Source organism: Musicola keenii (genome assembly GCF_014855505.1).
In the GTDB taxonomy this organism is placed as follows: Bacteria; Pseudomonadota; Gammaproteobacteria; order Enterobacterales; family Enterobacteriaceae; genus Musicola; species Musicola paradisiaca.
On sequence record NZ_JAAWVW010000013.1, the window covers coordinates 89,735 to 106,192 of the forward strand.

At 49.8% G+C, this 16,458-nt stretch carries 12 protein-coding genes; 7 read left to right on the forward strand and 5 right to left on the reverse strand.

Annotation, left to right across the window (positions count from 1 at the left end; all coding sequences use genetic code 11):
• Positions 1 to 36: 36 nt before the first annotated feature.
• Complete coding sequence (locus HEP82_RS14170; protein ID WP_192458672.1) at positions 37 to 624, forward strand: Maf family protein; 588 nt, start codon at positions 37 to 39, stop codon at positions 622 to 624.
• A 41-nt stretch (positions 625 to 665) separates the two neighbouring features.
• Here the strand turns inward: HEP82_RS14170 and rluC are convergent, their stop codons facing one another.
• Positions 666 to 1,625, reverse strand: coding sequence for a 23S rRNA pseudouridine(955/2504/2580) synthase RluC (rluC, locus tag HEP82_RS14175; RefSeq protein WP_192458696.1), 960 nt, complete (start codon positions 1,623 to 1,625; stop codon positions 666 to 668).
• A 579-nt stretch (positions 1,626 to 2,204) separates the two neighbouring features.
• Here rluC and rne point away from each other — a divergent pair.
• Positions 2,205 to 5,363: a ribonuclease E gene (gene rne / locus HEP82_RS14180; RefSeq protein WP_192458673.1), complete on the forward strand. Its 3,159-nt coding sequence runs from the start codon at positions 2,205 to 2,207 to the stop codon at positions 5,361 to 5,363.
• 75 nt (positions 5,364 to 5,438) lie between these two features.
• On the opposite strand, the gene HEP82_RS14185 is transcribed toward rne, so the two are convergent.
• Positions 5,439 to 5,741 carry a putative quinol monooxygenase gene (locus HEP82_RS14185; RefSeq protein WP_192458674.1) on the reverse strand — a complete coding sequence of 101 codons (303 nt, stop codon included), beginning with the start codon at positions 5,739 to 5,741 and terminating at the stop codon, positions 5,439 to 5,441.
• A gap of 175 nt (positions 5,742 to 5,916) precedes the next feature.
• Here HEP82_RS14185 and pyrC point away from each other — a divergent pair, with 175 nt between their 5' ends.
• The 3 genes from pyrC to bssS all read left to right on the forward strand — a co-directional run bounded on the left by pyrC (position 5,917) and on the right by bssS (position 7,993).
• Positions 5,917 to 6,966 (forward strand): dihydroorotase, encoded by a 1,050-nt coding sequence (gene pyrC, locus HEP82_RS14190; RefSeq protein WP_192458697.1) that lies wholly within the window; start codon positions 5,917 to 5,919, stop codon positions 6,964 to 6,966.
• A gap of 218 nt (positions 6,967 to 7,184) precedes the next feature.
• The gene (gene dinI / locus HEP82_RS14195) at positions 7,185 to 7,427 is read left to right on the forward strand and encodes a DNA damage-inducible protein I (protein ID WP_192458675.1); all 243 of its coding nucleotides are present in this window, start codon (positions 7,185 to 7,187) and stop codon (positions 7,425 to 7,427) included.
• 311 nt (positions 7,428 to 7,738) lie between these two features.
• Entirely contained in the window at positions 7,739 to 7,993 is a 255-nt protein-coding gene (gene bssS / locus HEP82_RS14200) for a biofilm formation regulator BssS (RefSeq protein WP_012765191.1), read from the forward strand.
• A gap of 311 nt (positions 7,994 to 8,304) precedes the next feature.
• Here the strand turns inward: bssS and trhO are convergent, their stop codons facing one another.
• Positions 8,305 to 9,363, reverse strand: coding sequence for an oxygen-dependent tRNA uridine(34) hydroxylase TrhO (trhO, locus tag HEP82_RS14205; RefSeq protein ID WP_192458698.1), 1,059 nt, complete (start codon positions 9,361 to 9,363; stop codon positions 8,305 to 8,307).
• Between the two features lie 195 nt (positions 9,364 to 9,558).
• On the opposite strand from trhO, the gene HEP82_RS14210 reads away from it, so the two are divergent.
• Positions 9,559 to 10,656, forward strand: coding sequence for an NADH:flavin oxidoreductase/NADH oxidase (locus HEP82_RS14210; RefSeq protein WP_192458676.1), 1,098 nt, complete (start codon positions 9,559 to 9,561; stop codon positions 10,654 to 10,656).
• A gap of 229 nt (positions 10,657 to 10,885) precedes the next feature.
• The gene (locus HEP82_RS14215) at positions 10,886 to 11,806 is read left to right on the forward strand and encodes a Kdo(2)-lipid IV(A) acyltransferase (RefSeq protein ID WP_192458677.1); all 921 of its coding nucleotides are present in this window, start codon (positions 10,886 to 10,888) and stop codon (positions 11,804 to 11,806) included.
• Positions 11,807 to 11,983: 177 nt separating this feature from the next.
• Here HEP82_RS14215 and mdoH read toward each other — a convergent pair whose 3' ends face one another.
• Together mdoH and HEP82_RS14225 are read right to left on the reverse strand one after the other, a co-directional pair.
• Entirely contained in the window at positions 11,984 to 14,533 is a 2,550-nt protein-coding gene (gene mdoH / locus HEP82_RS14220; protein WP_192458678.1) for a glucans biosynthesis glucosyltransferase MdoH, read from the reverse strand.
• Positions 14,526 to 16,028, reverse strand: a complete 1,503-nt coding sequence (locus HEP82_RS14225; RefSeq protein ID WP_192458699.1) for a glucan biosynthesis protein G — start codon at positions 16,026 to 16,028, stop codon at positions 14,526 to 14,528. The genes mdoH and HEP82_RS14225 overlap by 8 nt, the downstream gene beginning before the upstream one ends.
• Positions 16,029 to 16,458: the final 430 nt, after the last annotated feature.

Here is a 16,458-nt window from a genome sequence, read left to right on the forward strand (position 1 = left end):
GCATCACATGATTACGCCAAGGGTTTACCAAAAATTATGTTCCAAATTGTACTTGCCTCTACATCAATTTATCGCAAGGCTTTGCTGCAAAAAATCGCGCTCTCTTATATCTGTGCCGCGCCAAATATCGATGAGACACCACGTTCAGGTGAAAACGCCGCTGATCTCGTGCTCCGTCTGGCAGAAAGTAAAGCGATGGCTCTGGCCTCACATTACCCGAACCATCTGATTATCGGCAGCGATCAGGTTTGCGTTTTGAACGGTCAAATCACCGGTAAACCCCACACGACGGAAAATGCGATTCGCCAATTACAGCAAGCTAGTGGGAACAGTATTATTTTTTATACCGGCCTTGCCCTGCTCAATAGCCGAAGTAACAAAATGCAAAGCACCGTGGAGACGTTTACTGTCAGCTTCCGGACATTGACGGAGAAAGAAATCAAATCTTACATATTTCAAGAACAACCGCTCGATTGTGCGGGCAGTTTCAAGAGCGAAGGGTTGGGTATTACGCTGTTTGACCGGCTATCAGGCCGCGACCCCAATACATTAGTCGGGTTGCCACTGATTGCTCTATTAGAGATGTTGCGGCAGGAGGGTGTGAATCCGCTGGATTCAGACTGACCCGAATAAAAAATAAACCTGCCGATGGCAGGTTTATTTTTTTACTTCCCGCTGCGCTGACGCAACAATTGCAAGCAACGGCGCAACGCATCGTCCAGAGGGGCCTCGAAGCGTAATGTCTCCCCTGTATGCGGATGCTCAAGCCGTAGCGCATGCGCATGCAAGAAAAGCCGCTTCAACCCGGTATCGTCAAGCTGTTGATCGAACGCTCGATCACCATAACGATCGTCAAACGCGATCGGATGTCCCGCATATTGGGCATGGACTCTAATCTGATGGGTTCGGCCAGTTACAGGGCTGGCTTTAACCAACGTCGCACAATCAAATCGCTCTTCAACCTTAAACAAGGTTTCGGAAGGCTTACCTTCGCTACTGACCCGCACGACACGCTCCCCGCTCTTCAAAATATTTTTAAGCAACGGTGCCTGCACGGATTTACAGTGGGATTGCCACTGTCCCCTGACCAGAGCCAGATAATCTTTCTGCATACATTTACTACGTAACTGCTCATGAAGCGCACGCAAGGCCGAGCGCTTTTTGGCCACCAAAAGGACGCCGGACGTATCGCGATCAAGCCGATGTACTAACTCAAGAAAACGCGCTTCAGGGCGCAGCGCTCGGAGTCCCTCAATCACACCGAAACTCAATCCACTACCACCGTGAACAGCCGTTCCCGACGGTTTATTCAGCACCAACAGATAGTCATCTTCATAGAGAATGCAATGGGTCAGAGAAGATACTTTTTCCAGACTGGCAGACACCTCAGGCACGTCGCGTTCAGATTGACGCACGGGAGGAATGCGAACCTCATCGCCATCAAGCAACTTATATTCCGGTTTTACGCGCTTTTTATTTATCCGCACTTCACCTTTACGCAGAATGCGATAAATCATGCTTTTAGGCACACCTTTCAGGCGGACACGTAAAAAATTGTCGATTCGCTGACCAGCTTCCTCGGAGGAAATCGTCATGAATTGTACGGTTGGATTCTCTGTTTTCATGGAGGCGGATTCTAAAGAGCGCAGACTGATAGCGCCACTTCTTTTTCTATGCTTAACTGTCACTCTGGCTTATGAAGAGAGTGTTACTGTTTGTGAAACGATTGCTGTTAGCAGGAATCCACACCAGTTTGATTAAAAACAGCACACTAATCTGAGTAATGACAGGCAAAGTCACCTTGCTATACGAGCATCAGCAATGGAATAATGCATGGGCTTCCGTGCTGATTCCCAGTTAAACAAGGGAAATTGCGGAATTATTATATTTGCCGGATTACACATAAACGCAGCAATGGCGTAAGACGTATTGTGTAATCAGGCAGTTAGCGAGCTGTGGTTTGCAGCTTGGCCGGCAAATGGAATCAGATCTGGCAACCTATTTTCAGAAGCTGTTCCCGCAGTAAACGCGCTGTGTTCCATCAGGAAATACAGGCTACCGAAACATGCGCCTCTATGCAGGCGACAACCGTGAGGTTGGCGTCCTTGCGATAAGACTCGAGGCCATCGGTTTTCCCCGGTCACTCGCCGTGCTTGCCTGCAGCTCTATCAATAATGCAAGTAAAAATAACGAGTTAAATCGCGATGAAAAGAATGTTGATTAACGCAACTCAGCAAGAAGAGTTGCGTGTTGCTTTGGTTGATGGTCAACGGCTTTACGATCTGGATATCGAAAGTCCAGGACATGAGCAAAAAAAAGCGAATATTTACAAAGGTAAAATTACGCGCATCGAACCCAGTCTGGAAGCTGCCTTCGTTGATTATGGCGCTGAACGACACGGTTTCCTTCCTCTTAAAGAAATCGCTCGCGAATATTTTCCCAACAATTACTCATCCCATGGCCGCCCTAACATCAAAGATGTTTTGCGTGAAGGCCAGGAAGTGATTGTTCAGGTAGATAAGGAAGAACGCGGCAACAAAGGGGCAGCACTAACCACATTTATCAGCCTTGCGGGCAGTTATCTGGTTCTTATGCCAAACAACCCCAGAGCCGGTGGCATTTCCCGTCGCATCGAAGGTGATGACCGTACCGAGCTGAAAGAAGCGCTGAGCGCGTTGCAGTTGCCTGACGGTATGGGGTTGATCGTCAGAACCGCCGGCGTCGGCAAATCGGCTGATGCGTTGCAGTGGGATCTGGCATTCCGTCTCAAACACTGGGAGGCCATCAAGAAAGCGGCTGAAGGACGCTCGGCGCCATTCCTGATTCATCAGGAGAGCAATGTTATTGTTCGCGCTTTCCGTGATTATCTGCGCCCGGATATCGGCGAAATTCTTATCGATAACCCCAAAGTTCTGGAACTGGCCAAAGAGCATATTGCTGCGTTGGGCCGTCCTGACTTCAGCAGCAAAATCAAACTGTACACCGGCGAAATTCCGTTGTTCAGCCATTATCAAATCGAATCTCAAATTGAATCCGCCTTCCAGCGCGAAGTGCGTCTGCCTTCCGGCGGTTCTATTGTTATCGACACCACCGAAGCGCTGACCGCTATCGATATCAACTCAGCACGCGCAACCCGTGGCGGTGATATCGAAGAGACAGCATTTAATACCAACCTGGAAGCCGCCGATGAAATTGCACGCCAACTCCGGCTGCGTGATTTGGGTGGATTGATCGTCATCGACTTCATTGATATGACCCCGGTTCGTCATCAGCGCGAGGTGGAAAACCGCCTGCGGGAAGCTGTCCGCCAGGATCGCGCACGCATCCAGATCGGCAGGATTTCCCGTTTTGGTCTGCTGGAGATGTCACGTCAGCGCCTGAGTCCGTCGCTGGGTGAGTCCAGCCATCACGTCTGCCCACGTTGTAGCGGCACCGGCACGATTCGTGACAATGAATCGCTGTCGCTGTCTATCCTGCGACTGATTGAAGAAGAGGCGCTGAAAGAAAATACGCGAGAAGTGCATGCCATCGTGCCAGTACCTATCGCGTCCTACTTGCTGAACGAAAAACGCGATGCGGTTAATGCGATTGAAAAACGTCAAGGCGGCGTTCGCGCAATCATCGTGCCGCACGACGGCATGGAAACCCCGCATTATTCTGTTCTTCGCATCCGTAAAGGCGAAGAAAAACAGGCGTTGAGTTATATGTTGCCGCAACTGCTGGAATCTGAAACACAGCAAACCAGCGATGAACCTGCGCCTGAGAAGAAGATGCCGGAACAACCCGCACTGGCATCATTCACCATTCCTGATATTCCTCCTGTTGAATCCCCGCAGCCGGTACAGGAAACGTCGAACATCGCGACCAGCACTGGCACCGAACGCCCAGGCATACTGGGCCGTATGATGGGCGCGTTGAAAAATCTGTTTGGCGGCGCAACCGAAGCGGATGTGAAGCCAGAAGAAATCGCAGCAGTCCATACGGAAGAAGAGCAGAAACAGGAACGACGTAATGGACGCCGTCAATCAAATCGCAGAGATCGCGGGCAACGGGATAATCGCGAACCACGTGAGCGCGACGAGCAGCGCCGGGCTAAGCGTGCGCAGCAGGCTATTGCGCCAGAACCCACAGATACTGTCATTGAAGACGTTCAGGATAAAACACCTGACCGCGACGCCCGAGACGAGCAGCGTCGAGAACAACGTGCGGAGCGTCAGCGCCGTCGTCAGGAAGACAAACGTCAGGCTCAGCAAGAAATCAAGGATCTGAATGGCAGCGCGACCGAAATCGATGATGAAACATCCTCCGAACAGGACAAACCCGCGCCAGTAATGGTTCGGCGCCAACGTCGTCAGTTAAGTCAGAAGATTCGCATTAACAATACTGACGAGCGTACTGAAAGCGACAGCGTCACTCCTGTTTCCTCCGATGTCGGTGTTGCACTGCCATTGCTAGAAGCGCCTGTTACCGTTGTACCGGTTGCCGATACTGCGGAAGTAGCTGAAAGTGATGCCAATACCGAGACGCCTCGTGAAAACGGCTTGCCGCGTCGTTCCCGTCGTTCTCCTCGTCATTTGCGGGTGAGCGGCCAACGCCGTCGCCGCTATCGTGATGAACGTTATCCTATCATGTCGCCTATGCCGTTGGCGCAGGCATCCGCCTCACCGGAAATGGCGTCCGGTAAGGTGTGGGTTCGTTATCCGGTGATTCAACCTGTGGTGGCAGAGGTCGCCGAACAGAATAATAGTGATGCGGACATCATTCACGAAGTAACTGAACACGCGAGTATTATTTCTACCAATGTCGAAACACCCGCTGCTTTCCAGCATGAAGAAAGCGCCGTAGCGGAAACTACAACGCAGCCAGTAGAGCCAGCAACCGTTTCCATGGAGTTAACTGTTCCGTCACAGAACGATGTTGAATCGCAGCCGATTGTTGAGATTATTGAACCGTCGATTGCTACCGCCGATGTCGATGTTCTGGAACCCACGGAAGAAGCGGTTGTCGTGATGCCATTGCCCGTCGCGACTGACGAGAAAATCGCACCGGTAACGCATAATATCGCCACCGCTTCCGAGCAGGATACTCAAGCCGAAGTGCAAACCGAGGTTCAGAGTGTTGTCGCATCGGCCGAAGAAACTGCAGGTGAAGTTGTGCCGACGATTAGCAGTGACGAACCGCAGTGCCGCCAGCGACACGCGACAGCGCCAATGACGAAAGCCCCTGCACCGGCTTATATTCCGGATGCACCGCATATCAGCGACTGGCAACGTCCGGCTTATCAGTTCTCTGGCAAAGGCGCCGCGGGCGGGCATTCTGCAGTCAATCAATCCAGCGCGCCGGCCACCCAACCGAAAGAGTAATCGCTCGACATAAAAAACGACACTAGCATCACCGGTGTCGTTTTACGCTGAATGCCCGACACATGTCGGGCATTCTTATTTTGATGCTATATCAGAGACGGGCTTCAACAATTTGATGTCCATACCTTCGATTTTTCCTTCTAGTTGGGCGACCAACTCACGGAAATGGGCCGTCTTTTCATGAACGTTGATCGCTTCTTTATCGCGCCAACACTCAAAGAAAACGAATACGCCTGGCTTGTTGATCTCTTCATGTAGTTCATATTGCAGGTTTCCTGCTTCCTGACGGCTCAGTGGCACGACTTTCCTCACGGCTGATGCGACTTCTTCAATAAAATCAATCTTTGCCTGTACGCTGGCAACAATGCGAATTTCCATAATAAATCTCCAGATATTATCCTGGTGTTTGAATGTTTCACTATAGAAAGCCAACCGCAGGCCAATTTCAACCATTTCACAGCAAATGGATGCATTGAAGTCTCTTTCCGCTTATCCTTATCCCCCGCCGAATCACCGCCATACCCATCAAACGACAAACTGCCGGAGCATTTCCATGACGTTCTCTCCCCCTGTTCTGAAAATCCGCCGCCCTGACGACTGGCACCTCCATCTGCGCGATGACCAGATGCTGAAAGCAGTATTGCCTTACACCAGTCGCTTCTTTGGCCGTGCCATCGTCATGCCGAATTTGGCACCTCCCGTGACCACCATCGCCCAGGCTCAAGCATATCGGCAACGTATTCTCGCCGCGCTGCCCACAGGCGATAACTTTCAGCCGCTGATGACCTGTTACCTGACTGAATCATTAGATAAGCAAGAAATCGCTCTCGGCCATGAACAGGGGCTCTTCACCGCCGCCAAACTCTACCCGGCCCATGCCACCACTAACTCCAGCCATGGCGTATCCAATATCAAGGCCATTTATCCGGTATTGGAGCAAATGCAGAAATCAGGCATGCCGCTGCTGGTCCATGGGGAAGTAACCGACCCAGATATCGATATTTTCGATCGCGAAGCCTACTTCATTGAGCGGGTTATGCGCCCTTTGCGCAACGATTTTCCGGAGCTCAAAGTCGTTTTCGAGCACATCACCACCCAGGAGGCGGCCGATTATGTGCTGGCGTCTGACCGATTTATTGCGGCAACCATCACCCCACAGCACCTGATGTTCAACCGCAATCACATGCTGGTTGGCGGCATACGCCCTCACCTTTACTGCCTGCCCATACTCAAGCGCAACGTGCACCAACAGGCGTTACGTCGTGCTGTCGCCAGTGGTTCCGAAAAATTTTTCCTGGGCACCGATTCCGCGCCCCATGCCAGACATCGCAAAGAATCATCCTGTGGTTGCGCTGGCGTATTCAATGCTCAGGCCGCGTTAAGCGCTTATGCTACCGTGTTTGAGGAGCTGAATGCGTTAGATAAACTAGAAGCGTTTTGTTCGTTGAACGGCCCACGTTTTTATGGCCTACCGATTAATGAGACATTCATCGAATTACATCGAAAACCTGAACAGGTTCCAGCAGAAATCGTGGCAGACGGAGAGACGCTCATTCCTTTCCTGGCCGGGCAGACACTCGATTGGTCAGCACGACTTATTTAATATGCATGGGCAGATCTATACCCCAATAATAACTGTTCAAACGTACACTTAGGCCAAGATGGCAAAGATGTGCAGAGAGAGGTTTCAGGAAAGGAACCTCTCTCTAGAGAATCCGCTTTTTACACGCATCCGCAGAACATTTCCAACCCCGACGCCACTTGCGAACCACCAGTGATTACTGTATAAAAAAACAGTAATCACTATTATGGAAAACTATCATGCGTATTGAGATCACTATTGCCAAAACCACTCTTTTACCCACCGGCGCCTTGGATGCATTGACTACAGAATTAACTCGCCGGATTAGTAGCACATATCCGAATACACCTGTCTCTATCCGTTACGCTTCATCCAACAATCTGAGCGTCCTGGGCGGCGATAAAAGCGATAAAGAAAGGGTATCGGAGATTTTGCAAGAAACGTGGGAAAGTGCCGATGACTGGTTTCAGTCTAATGAATAAAATCGTTCGCATTCATAATGATAAATATAGATCTCTGCAATGCTTACTCCGGAATGACGCTTAATAATTCGACAATTATCAACATAAGTATTTATTGGTTTTTAAATTATGGCTGTTTTTTGACCAAATCAATGTTTGCACAGTTCCTCCTGTCGGAGCTGAATAATGCCCCCGTCAAATATTCAAATTTTTCTATAATTCATCTCCATAAATGATGAGGGCAGAGATATACTGATATTGCTCAACAGACAAGAGCCGCCTTAAACCTCGTTTAGTCACTCACGTTAGTAACTAGTCATTAAGGGGTATTTATGGACAGAAAAAATGAAGTTATTCAGACTCATCCGCTTGTGGGTTGGGATATCAGTACCGTTGACAGTTATGACGCCATGATGATTCGTCTGCACTACCTTTCCGCAGCCGATCAAACGCCAGATGAAGCTCAGGTCGACCGTACTCTGTGGTTGACAACCGATGTGGCAAGGCAGCTTATCTCTATTCTTGAAGCCGGTATTGCCAAAATTGAGTCTAACGATTATCAACCAACTGATTATCTGAAACATTAATATTTTTATATACACCATGCCTGATTTTTTATAACCAACGCCGCTTAATCTAGCGGCGTTTATCATTCATTAGCTCAATTCGGCCGTTATAGCAAAAAACGCTCGAGCAAAAAATCACCCGATATAGCCGAAAAATAGGCCATCCATGATAGCATCCGGGGTGTATAACTCTTCTTTATCTTGTAATTCACCTAGTTGACTCATTGCGCCTTCTTTATGCCCCCCTCAGGTAGATCGCTTGTGGGTTATTTTAAGATCCTCATCAAAAGTAACCCATGATATTGGGTGAGCCTTCCTGTACGACTTTATAGTTACGATTTTTTACCCGTATCGGGAATATGCAATGACTCACGCATAAAACCTCTGGATTTATTAAAAACATTCATCCGAGATTCTCTCAATTGTCGGCGCCGACGTTGTTCCGCCGGCGGTAAAGCCGTCTCATCAAGACATTCTTGACTGCAACAGCCGTTATATTTTTCCGCACAGGACTGACATTGAATAAACAACAAATGACATCCCTGATTACGACAATTGGTATGTGTATCGCAAGGCTCACCACACTGATGGCAATGTGCAATGACATCCTCCGAGACTCTTTCCCCCATACGTTCATCAAAGACAAAGTTTTTCCCGATGAACTTAACCGGCAATCCCAGAGCATTAGCCTGGCGCACATATTCAATAATTCCACCCTCGATATGGAAAACATGCTTAAAACCCTTATGGCGCATATAGGCGCTGGCTTTTTCACAACGTATTCCACCCGTACAGTACATGACAATATTTTTATCTTTTTCCCTGGCTAGCATATCCACCGCCATTGGCAATTGCTCCCGAAAAGTATCGGATGGAACCTCAAGGGCATGTTCAAAATGCCCGACTTCGTACTCATAATGATTACGCATGTCGATAAACAACGTGTCGGGATCAGCAGCCATGCGATTGACCTCCGCCGCGTTGAGATACTGCCCGACCTTGCATGGGTCGAAAGACGGATCATCAATGCCATCGGCCACTATTCGATCACGCACCTTCATACGTAGAACCCAAAAAGACTTGCCGTCATCCTGAAGCGCGACATTGAGCCGGATGCCGACCAATGCAGGGTGTGCGGCAAATAACGTGCGTCTGAAACGTTCAAAATGGCTGGCTGGGACGCTAACTTGGGCATTGATCCCCTCTCGCGCAATATAAATGCGACCGAAGACTTTTAAGTCAACCAAAGCGATATAAAGTGCATCGCGAAAAGACTGTGGATCATCCAACGAAAAATATTTGTAAAAAGACACCGTGGTTCGCGGCTCGGTCTCTGCCAGCATGCGCGCTTTCAGTTCTTCATTGGAAACCCGGTTATGTAACACTGGCATGGTGTTAATATCCTTACTGTTATTAATGTTAAAAGCCCAAACAGACTTTATTAACAAAGCGTCAAAATCATACACAAGCAAACATCCGCTGTCGTGAACGAAGGGGTATCCGAATACAAAATAATTAGTTGGCAACTTCACTGTCTCTGGCAATACTCCAAACATCAGGATTAATTCCTCAAGGAGGCAGCTCTCATGAGTCAACTGTTTACCCCGATAACACTCGGCAACCTGACACTACCCAATCGCATTATCATCGCACCGATGTGTCAGTATTCCGCCGAAGATGGCCGGGCTACCGAATGGCATATGATGCACCTGGGTAATTTATCGCATTCCGGTGCAGGCTTGCTGATTATTGAAGCGACCGCTGTCGTGCCCGAAGGCCGCATATCTCCCCACGATCTGGGCTTATGGGATGATGATACCGAACGCTCATTGATCCCGATAATCCGCGGTATACGTAAATATTCGACCATTCCACTGGGTATTCAGCTTGCTCATGCCGGGCGTAAAGCATCGACGGACGTCCCCTGGTCTGGTCGTACATGGTTAGCGCCGGAGCTCGGCGGCTGGCCAACAGTCGCCCCTTCGCCGCTACCTTATCATCCCGATGATGTCGCGCCAGTTGCGCTGAGCCACAGCCAAATTAAAGATCTGATCGATGCTTTTGCCGCTTCGGCCCGGCGGGCCGACCGTCTGGGATTCGATTTAATCGAATTGCATGCGGCACATGGCTATCTATTACATCAGTTCCTTTCACCGCTGACGAACCAGCGTGATGATGAGTACGGAGGCTCATTGCAAAACCGCATGCGTTTTCTACGTGAGGTATATACCGCCGTCCGAGAAGTATTCCCCCGACACAAAGCGGTTGGCGTCAGGATTTCTGCGACCGACGGCGTTGAAGGTGGATGGGATTTGGCTCAATCAATTGAATTAGCGCACTTGTTGCGCCAATTGGATTGCGATTTCATCCATGTCTCAAGTGGCGGTTTATCCCCACGCCAACAACTCACCGTTTATCCGAACTATCAGGTTCCTTATGCGCGGGAAATTCGTCGCCAAACAGGGCTCACGACGATCGCCGTCGGTTTGATAACCGAACCCGAACAGGCAGAAGCCATTGTTGCCACCGGCGATGCCGACGCAGTGGCATTGGCACGTGCGATATTGTTCGACCCTCGCTGGCCTTGGCATGCAGCAGCCCGCCTCAACGCGGAAGTCAGCGTGCCCCCACAATTCTGGCGCAGCGAGCCGCGGTATGCCCATGGCATATTTCAAAAAAATTGAATTAATTACCCCATACCCGATGCAAATCAATTCGTCCGGGCGCAAGTACCGAGTGGCACATATCCCTCATCGGAATGTGCCATCAAAGATTAAAATCTATTTTTTACCGGTGTTATCATGACGGCACATTGATTTTGTTAGTAAAAATAGGTGGAGGTTTTCAACCACCTGCTTCAGGTGCCGACGACGGCAGGTTATCCATCAACAGTTTTCACTATTTAATTACGCTATGACACAACTCCCTTCTTTTAATCGTTCTTTGCTGCATCCTCGCTATTGGCTCACCTGGTTGGGGATTATTGTGCTCTATCTGCTGGTTTTACTGCCCTATCCCGTCATCTATCGCCTTGGCACCGCGTTGGGCCGTTTGTCCATGTCCGTTCTCAAACGGCGGGCTAGGATTGCTGATCGTAATCTGCAGCTCTGCTTCCCAAATATGCCTGAGGCAGAGCGACTCATCTTGGTAAAAAAGAACTTCGAATCTGTCGGTATGGGGTTGATGGAAACCGGTATGGCATGGTTTTGGCCCGACTGGCGGATTAATCGCTGGTTTAGCGTAAGTGGTATTGAGCACATGCTCCCATTGCGTGAACAAAAGCGGGGCATTTTGCTGATCGGGCTACATTTTCTCACGCTGGAATTAGGCGCGCGGATCTTCGGTATGCAAAATGCGGGGATTGGCGTTTATCGCCCGAACGACAACAAATTGCTCGATTGGCTGCAAACATGGGGAAGAATGCGCTCGAATAAATCTATGTTGGATCGCAAAGATATCAAAGGCATGATCAGAGCCCTGAAGCAGGGTGAGATTATATGGTACGCCCCGGATCATGATTACGGCCCGCGTAGCAGTGTTTTTGTTCCTCTGTTTGCAGTAGATAAAGCAGCGACGACGGTAGGCAGCTATATGCTAGCCCGAGCAGCCAAACCTGCGATCGTCCCCTTTGTCCCCCGCCGTTTACCTGACGGCAAAGGTTATGAGTTGCTGATTCAACCTGCAGAACTGGAGTTTCCGCTGGAGAGTGAAGAGTCTACTGCGGCGTGGATGAACAAGATTATTGAAAAGAATATTCTGTTGGCACCAGACCAATATATGTGGCTGCATCGACGCTTTAAAACTCGCCCGGCGGGCGAAACATCATTGTACTAGTGCCGCTACATTCATTCTTTAGGAATTAGCGGCCGGGTTCCGTCATTCGTAACATACCGTTTTCATGGCGGCTTTGATTGTCTATATCCCCGCCCAGACGGGGGCATTTCTATAAGCAAGAAAAAAGCAACGACTATGTCGTTGCTTTTTATCATTGTTCTACATCTTCACATGAACTTATTCGGACTTGATAACAGGCCGAGGCAATGCCTGATAATACTCTCGCCACTGAGCATATTGTTCAGGCTGTTTCCAAACACGCTGATGCAAACGCGCAAGGATCACCGGATCGCTAAGTAACGCAAGACGCACATTGTTATCCACGTCTTGCGGGCTTTTACTCAATGCTTCACTGACCCGCTGCTCGCGAACCGACTCGATCGCCTGGCTAAGGCGATGGCGAGCGGTAGCCATTGCACTGGCCAACGCATTGATCGACGGATCAAACACCGCATGCATAAAGCCATCATCCAGCTTACGTTCACGATTGCGACGGAAATATTCATCTGTCGCCACCAATTCACGGGGAGGGTTGTACTCCTCAGGAATCAGCAACAGCCTGGCGCGTTTGCAAGCTAACCCGATATTGGCCCGGCTGGAAAGTGTTGAGACCACTGGCGAAAGGATCAGCGAGAAAACAATCGGGGCCAGCCACCAGAGGAATCGCAGATCGAGCCACGCCATACCGAGCGCCCAAACAAGGCCCAATGTCAGTTGTGACCCGTGTCGAACAAACGCTTCGCTCCAGGGTGTGGCATCATCATCGCGTTGCGGAGATTTCCACTGTACAGACCACCCCAGAAATGCGCTGACAACAAAAACGGTATGGAACAACATGCGTACCGGCGCAAGCAAGACGGAAAACAACATCTCTATCAGCAGCGACATAAATAGTCGGTTAACGCCGCCGTATTCCCTGGCACCTTTGGCACACACCAGAACCACACTCAGCAACTTCGGGAGGAACAGCAACACCAGCGTCGTGGAAAACAGCGCGATAGCCAACTCTGGTCGCCACTGAGGCCAGACCGGGAAAAGCTGTCTGGGCTGCAGAAAATACTGCGGTTCCATCAATGTATGAACCACTTGGAGCGCCGTCGATAAGGCCAGGAACATGAACCACAATGGTGCCGATAGATAAGACATCACCCCAGTCAGGAACACCGCACGATGAACCGGATGCATCCCCTTAACCAGAAACAGACGGAAATTCATCAAGTTGCCATGACACCAACGTCTATCGCGTTTCAATTCATCCAGTAGATTGGGCGGAAGCTCTTCGTAGCTGCCCGGTAAATCGTAGGCAATCCACACGCCCCATCCAGCACGACGCATCAATGCAGCTTCGACAAAGTCATGAGACAGAATCGAACCGGCAAAAGACCCTGCGCCCGGCAACGGAGCTAACGCACAATGCTCAATGAAGGGTTTGATACGAATAATCGCATTGTGCCCCCAATAGTGGGACTCACCTAACTGCCAAAAATGCAGCCCAGCCGTAAACAGCGGACCGTATACGCGAGTCGCAAACTGCTGGCAGCGCGCGTAGAGCGTATCCATCCCCGATGCTCTGGGTGCCGACTGGATAATCCCCGCATTGGGATTGGCCTCCATCAAACGCACCAGCGAAGTTAGACACTCACCACTCATCACGCTGTCTGCATCCAGCACCACCATATAGCTGTACTGATTGCCCCACCGCCGGCAGAAGTCATCGATATTTCCGCTCTTGCGCTTAACGCGGCGGCGACGGCGGCGATAGAAGATACGACCGGCGCCATTCACTTCGCGGCAAAGATCCATCCATGCTTTTTGCTCGGCAACACAGATATCCGGATCGTTACTGTCGCTCAGTACATAAACGTCGAAATGATCCAACTCTCCGGTAGCGGCCACCGATTCATATGTCGCACGCAAACCAGCAAATACACGCTCCACATCTTCGTTACAGATTGGCATGATCAACGCGGTACGGTGCGCTGGATTTAAAGGCTCGTCACCGACCGTTGACGATGAAATACTGTATTTATCCCGACCAATCAGCAGTTGCAGGAATCCCATCAGGGCGGTCCAAAACCCGGCGGAGACCCAGCAGAAAAGAACGGCAAACAGAATCAGGATGCCGCTTTGCAATACATACGGCAGCAACTGCATGAAGGTACGCCATAAATCCTGATGCGCCATCTCGAACGGATTAATCAGCGCCCATCCCTGATAAGGAAGAATCGTCTTCATATACCAGGTAGCGATCGCAGTTTGAAACAAAGTCAAAATCAACAGGATATAACGTCGAATCGTGCCGACGCTTCTCCAGCGATTCTCGGCTTCGTTTTCCTCTGCCGTCCGGTACTGATGGCGGGGCGGACGCGCTTGCCCCCGGAAGCCATCCCACCAGCGCGCCAGAGGATTCGTCTGCCAGGCATCAGGGAACATGGATGACCGGGCGATATGACGCATCGCCAGCAAAGCCGTGCGCCCTTCACGATCTTTGGACACCTGCTTTCCGCCGTTCAATCCATCTTCCCAAGCCATTTCCAGACGTCGCTGGACGGATACCAAGGGAATATCATCATCAGAATGCATGTTAACGGAAGCGCCGTCAGACAGCGCCTGATGCAACGCAGCGGGATCCTGAGTCTGCGCAAGCGATGTACGCAGGCCCTCTGCCTGAGACTCAGACAGAGGGAGTTTCTCGATATATTCGAGGGAGAAAGTTGACTTATTCATTAGCAGGCAGCTGATAGCTCCAGGTTTCAGTCAATGTAGCATCACCATTAACCAACGCCGCTCTCATCTCGGTAGGTTGCTTGTTATCCTTCACTCGCAGACGCAGAGTCAGACGCCAGCCATGGGTAACAGGATTATAACGGACGCTATTTTCTACGATTTCACCGTTATCCCCGATACTAACCTGAGGGGCAACAGGCGCACTCGGATCCAGATCTTTCATCTTACCGCCGGCGAAATCCACCAAAAACGCGACGGTGCCGTCAGGCTGACGAATTAGGTTGGACTGTTTCACATCCCCGGTAGAACGCATAGTACGGATAGCGTATGCCTGATCCGGAGAATGCAATGCCTCTTCATCCTGACTAAAATGCAGACGGTATTTAACTTCGAGTGGTTTGCCCTTTTCCGGCAAGTTTTCCGGGGTCCAAAAGGCAACAATATTGTCGTTAGTTTCATCCGCCGTCGGAATTTCAACCAGCTCAACCTTGCCTTTCCCCCACTCGCCTTTAGTTTCTACCCAACCACTCGGGCGCAAATCATAGCGATCATCCAGATCCTCATAGCCAGAGAAACTACGCCCGCGCTGCAAAAGACCAAATCCTTTCGGGTTGTCAATAGTATAGGTGCTTACAGACAAGTGTTTGGGGTTGTTCAACGGACGCCAGATCCACTCCCCATTGCCGGCATGAATGCCTAGCCCGTTAGAATCATGCAATGCCGGGCGATAATTCAATGTCGGAGAAGGCTGATGTGGGCTGAACAGGAACATGCTGGTTAATGGTGCGATTCCCAGTTTGCCCACTTTGTCGCGCAGGAAAATTTTCGCTTCCACATCAATCATACTGTCACTGCCAGGATAGACGACAAAACGGTACGCTCCTGAAGAACGTGGAGAATCCAGCAGCGCGTAGATGACTAAATGCTTGTCGTTTGCTTTAGGACGCTCAATCCAGAACTCACGAAAACGTGGAAATTCTTCGCCGGATGGCAGCGCCGTATCAATAGCCAACCCACGAGCGGAAAGACCATAAACCTGCCCTTTCCCCACCACGCGGAAATAACTGGCCCCCAACATGCTCAGAATCTCATCATCTTTATCCTGCTTATTGATCGGATAAAGCACTTTAAACCCGGCAAAGCCAAGATCCTTTACCACATCGGTATTGTGATTGACCGACCCAAAATCAAAATAATCCGGGGAGTATTTAATTTCCTGAACGCTAGTAGCCGTGACTTCATTGATCTTAACAGGAATATCAAAATACATGCCCTGATGATAGAACTGTAATTTGAAAGGCGTCTGGAGAGTGTTCCAGTAGGATTTATCCTGATTGAAACGGATTTGCTGGTAGTCAGCAAATTTCATATCCCGGAATTGCGCAGGCAGATTGCTCTTGGGCGCTTCATAGCCTTTTTCAGCGAGTTTTTCTGCTTTTTGCGCAACATCATCAAGAGAAAAAGCCCATGAAGGCAAAGAGATAAAAGACAGCATGATAGCGGCTGAAAGCCAACGAAGATTTGCAACCGGCTGCTTAGCCCCACATTTATTAACCAGCACATCTCCCCCTGTATGTGTGCTTAAATCAACTAAAATCCATATTAATGGATAAATTAGCTTTCCGACAACTTGATAACCGACTGGTTCATCATAAAAGGTCAGCGTTTATACAACATTAACGGATAAAAATGATAAACCGCCGTCTTTAACCAGAAAATATTCGCTACGCTCGACCCTGGTCAGCTTGTAGCAAATGGGAACACGTCATATGGAATCAGCTTGTTCTGAAAAACTCATGATGACCCGTTTCGCAAATCTTCAGGCTATCCCTTAGATAAATGCGGAAAGATTCTCCTCCCTCTATCCTGACGAGGCAAGAGACTTCTGTTGAAAGCGCTTATTAACAAGACATTTCTGGGAAACA

Coding starts and splice junctions, on each gene's coding strand:
- HEP82_RS14185 (WP_192458674.1), bottom strand. CDS start 5,741: ATGGAAATTCGCATTGTTGCCAGCGTACAGGCAAAGATTGATTTTATT.
- HEP82_RS14170 (WP_192458672.1), top strand. CDS start 37: ATGTTCCAAATTGTACTTGCCTCTACATCAATTTATCGCAAGGCTTTG.
- mdoH (WP_192458678.1), bottom strand. CDS start 14,533: ATGAATAAGTCAACTTTCTCCCTCGAATATATCGAGAAACTCCCTCTG.
- dinI (WP_192458675.1), top strand. CDS start 7,185: ATGCGTATTGAGATCACTATTGCCAAAACCACTCTTTTACCCACCGGC.
- HEP82_RS14215 (WP_192458677.1), top strand. CDS start 10,886: ATGACACAACTCCCTTCTTTTAATCGTTCTTTGCTGCATCCTCGCTAT.
- pyrC (WP_192458697.1), top strand. CDS start 5,917: ATGACGTTCTCTCCCCCTGTTCTGAAAATCCGCCGCCCTGACGACTGG.
- rne (WP_192458673.1), top strand. CDS start 2,205: ATGAAAAGAATGTTGATTAACGCAACTCAGCAAGAAGAGTTGCGTGTT.
- HEP82_RS14210 (WP_192458676.1), top strand. CDS start 9,559: ATGAGTCAACTGTTTACCCCGATAACACTCGGCAACCTGACACTACCC.
- bssS (WP_012765191.1), top strand. CDS start 7,739: ATGGACAGAAAAAATGAAGTTATTCAGACTCATCCGCTTGTGGGTTGG.
- HEP82_RS14225 (WP_192458699.1), bottom strand. CDS start 16,028: ATGCTGTCTTTTATCTCTTTGCCTTCATGGGCTTTTTCTCTTGATGAT.
- trhO (WP_192458698.1), bottom strand. CDS start 9,363: ATGCCAGTGTTACATAACCGGGTTTCCAATGAAGAACTGAAAGCGCGC.
- rluC (WP_192458696.1), bottom strand. CDS start 1,625: ATGAAAACAGAGAATCCAACCGTACAATTCATGACGATTTCCTCCGAG.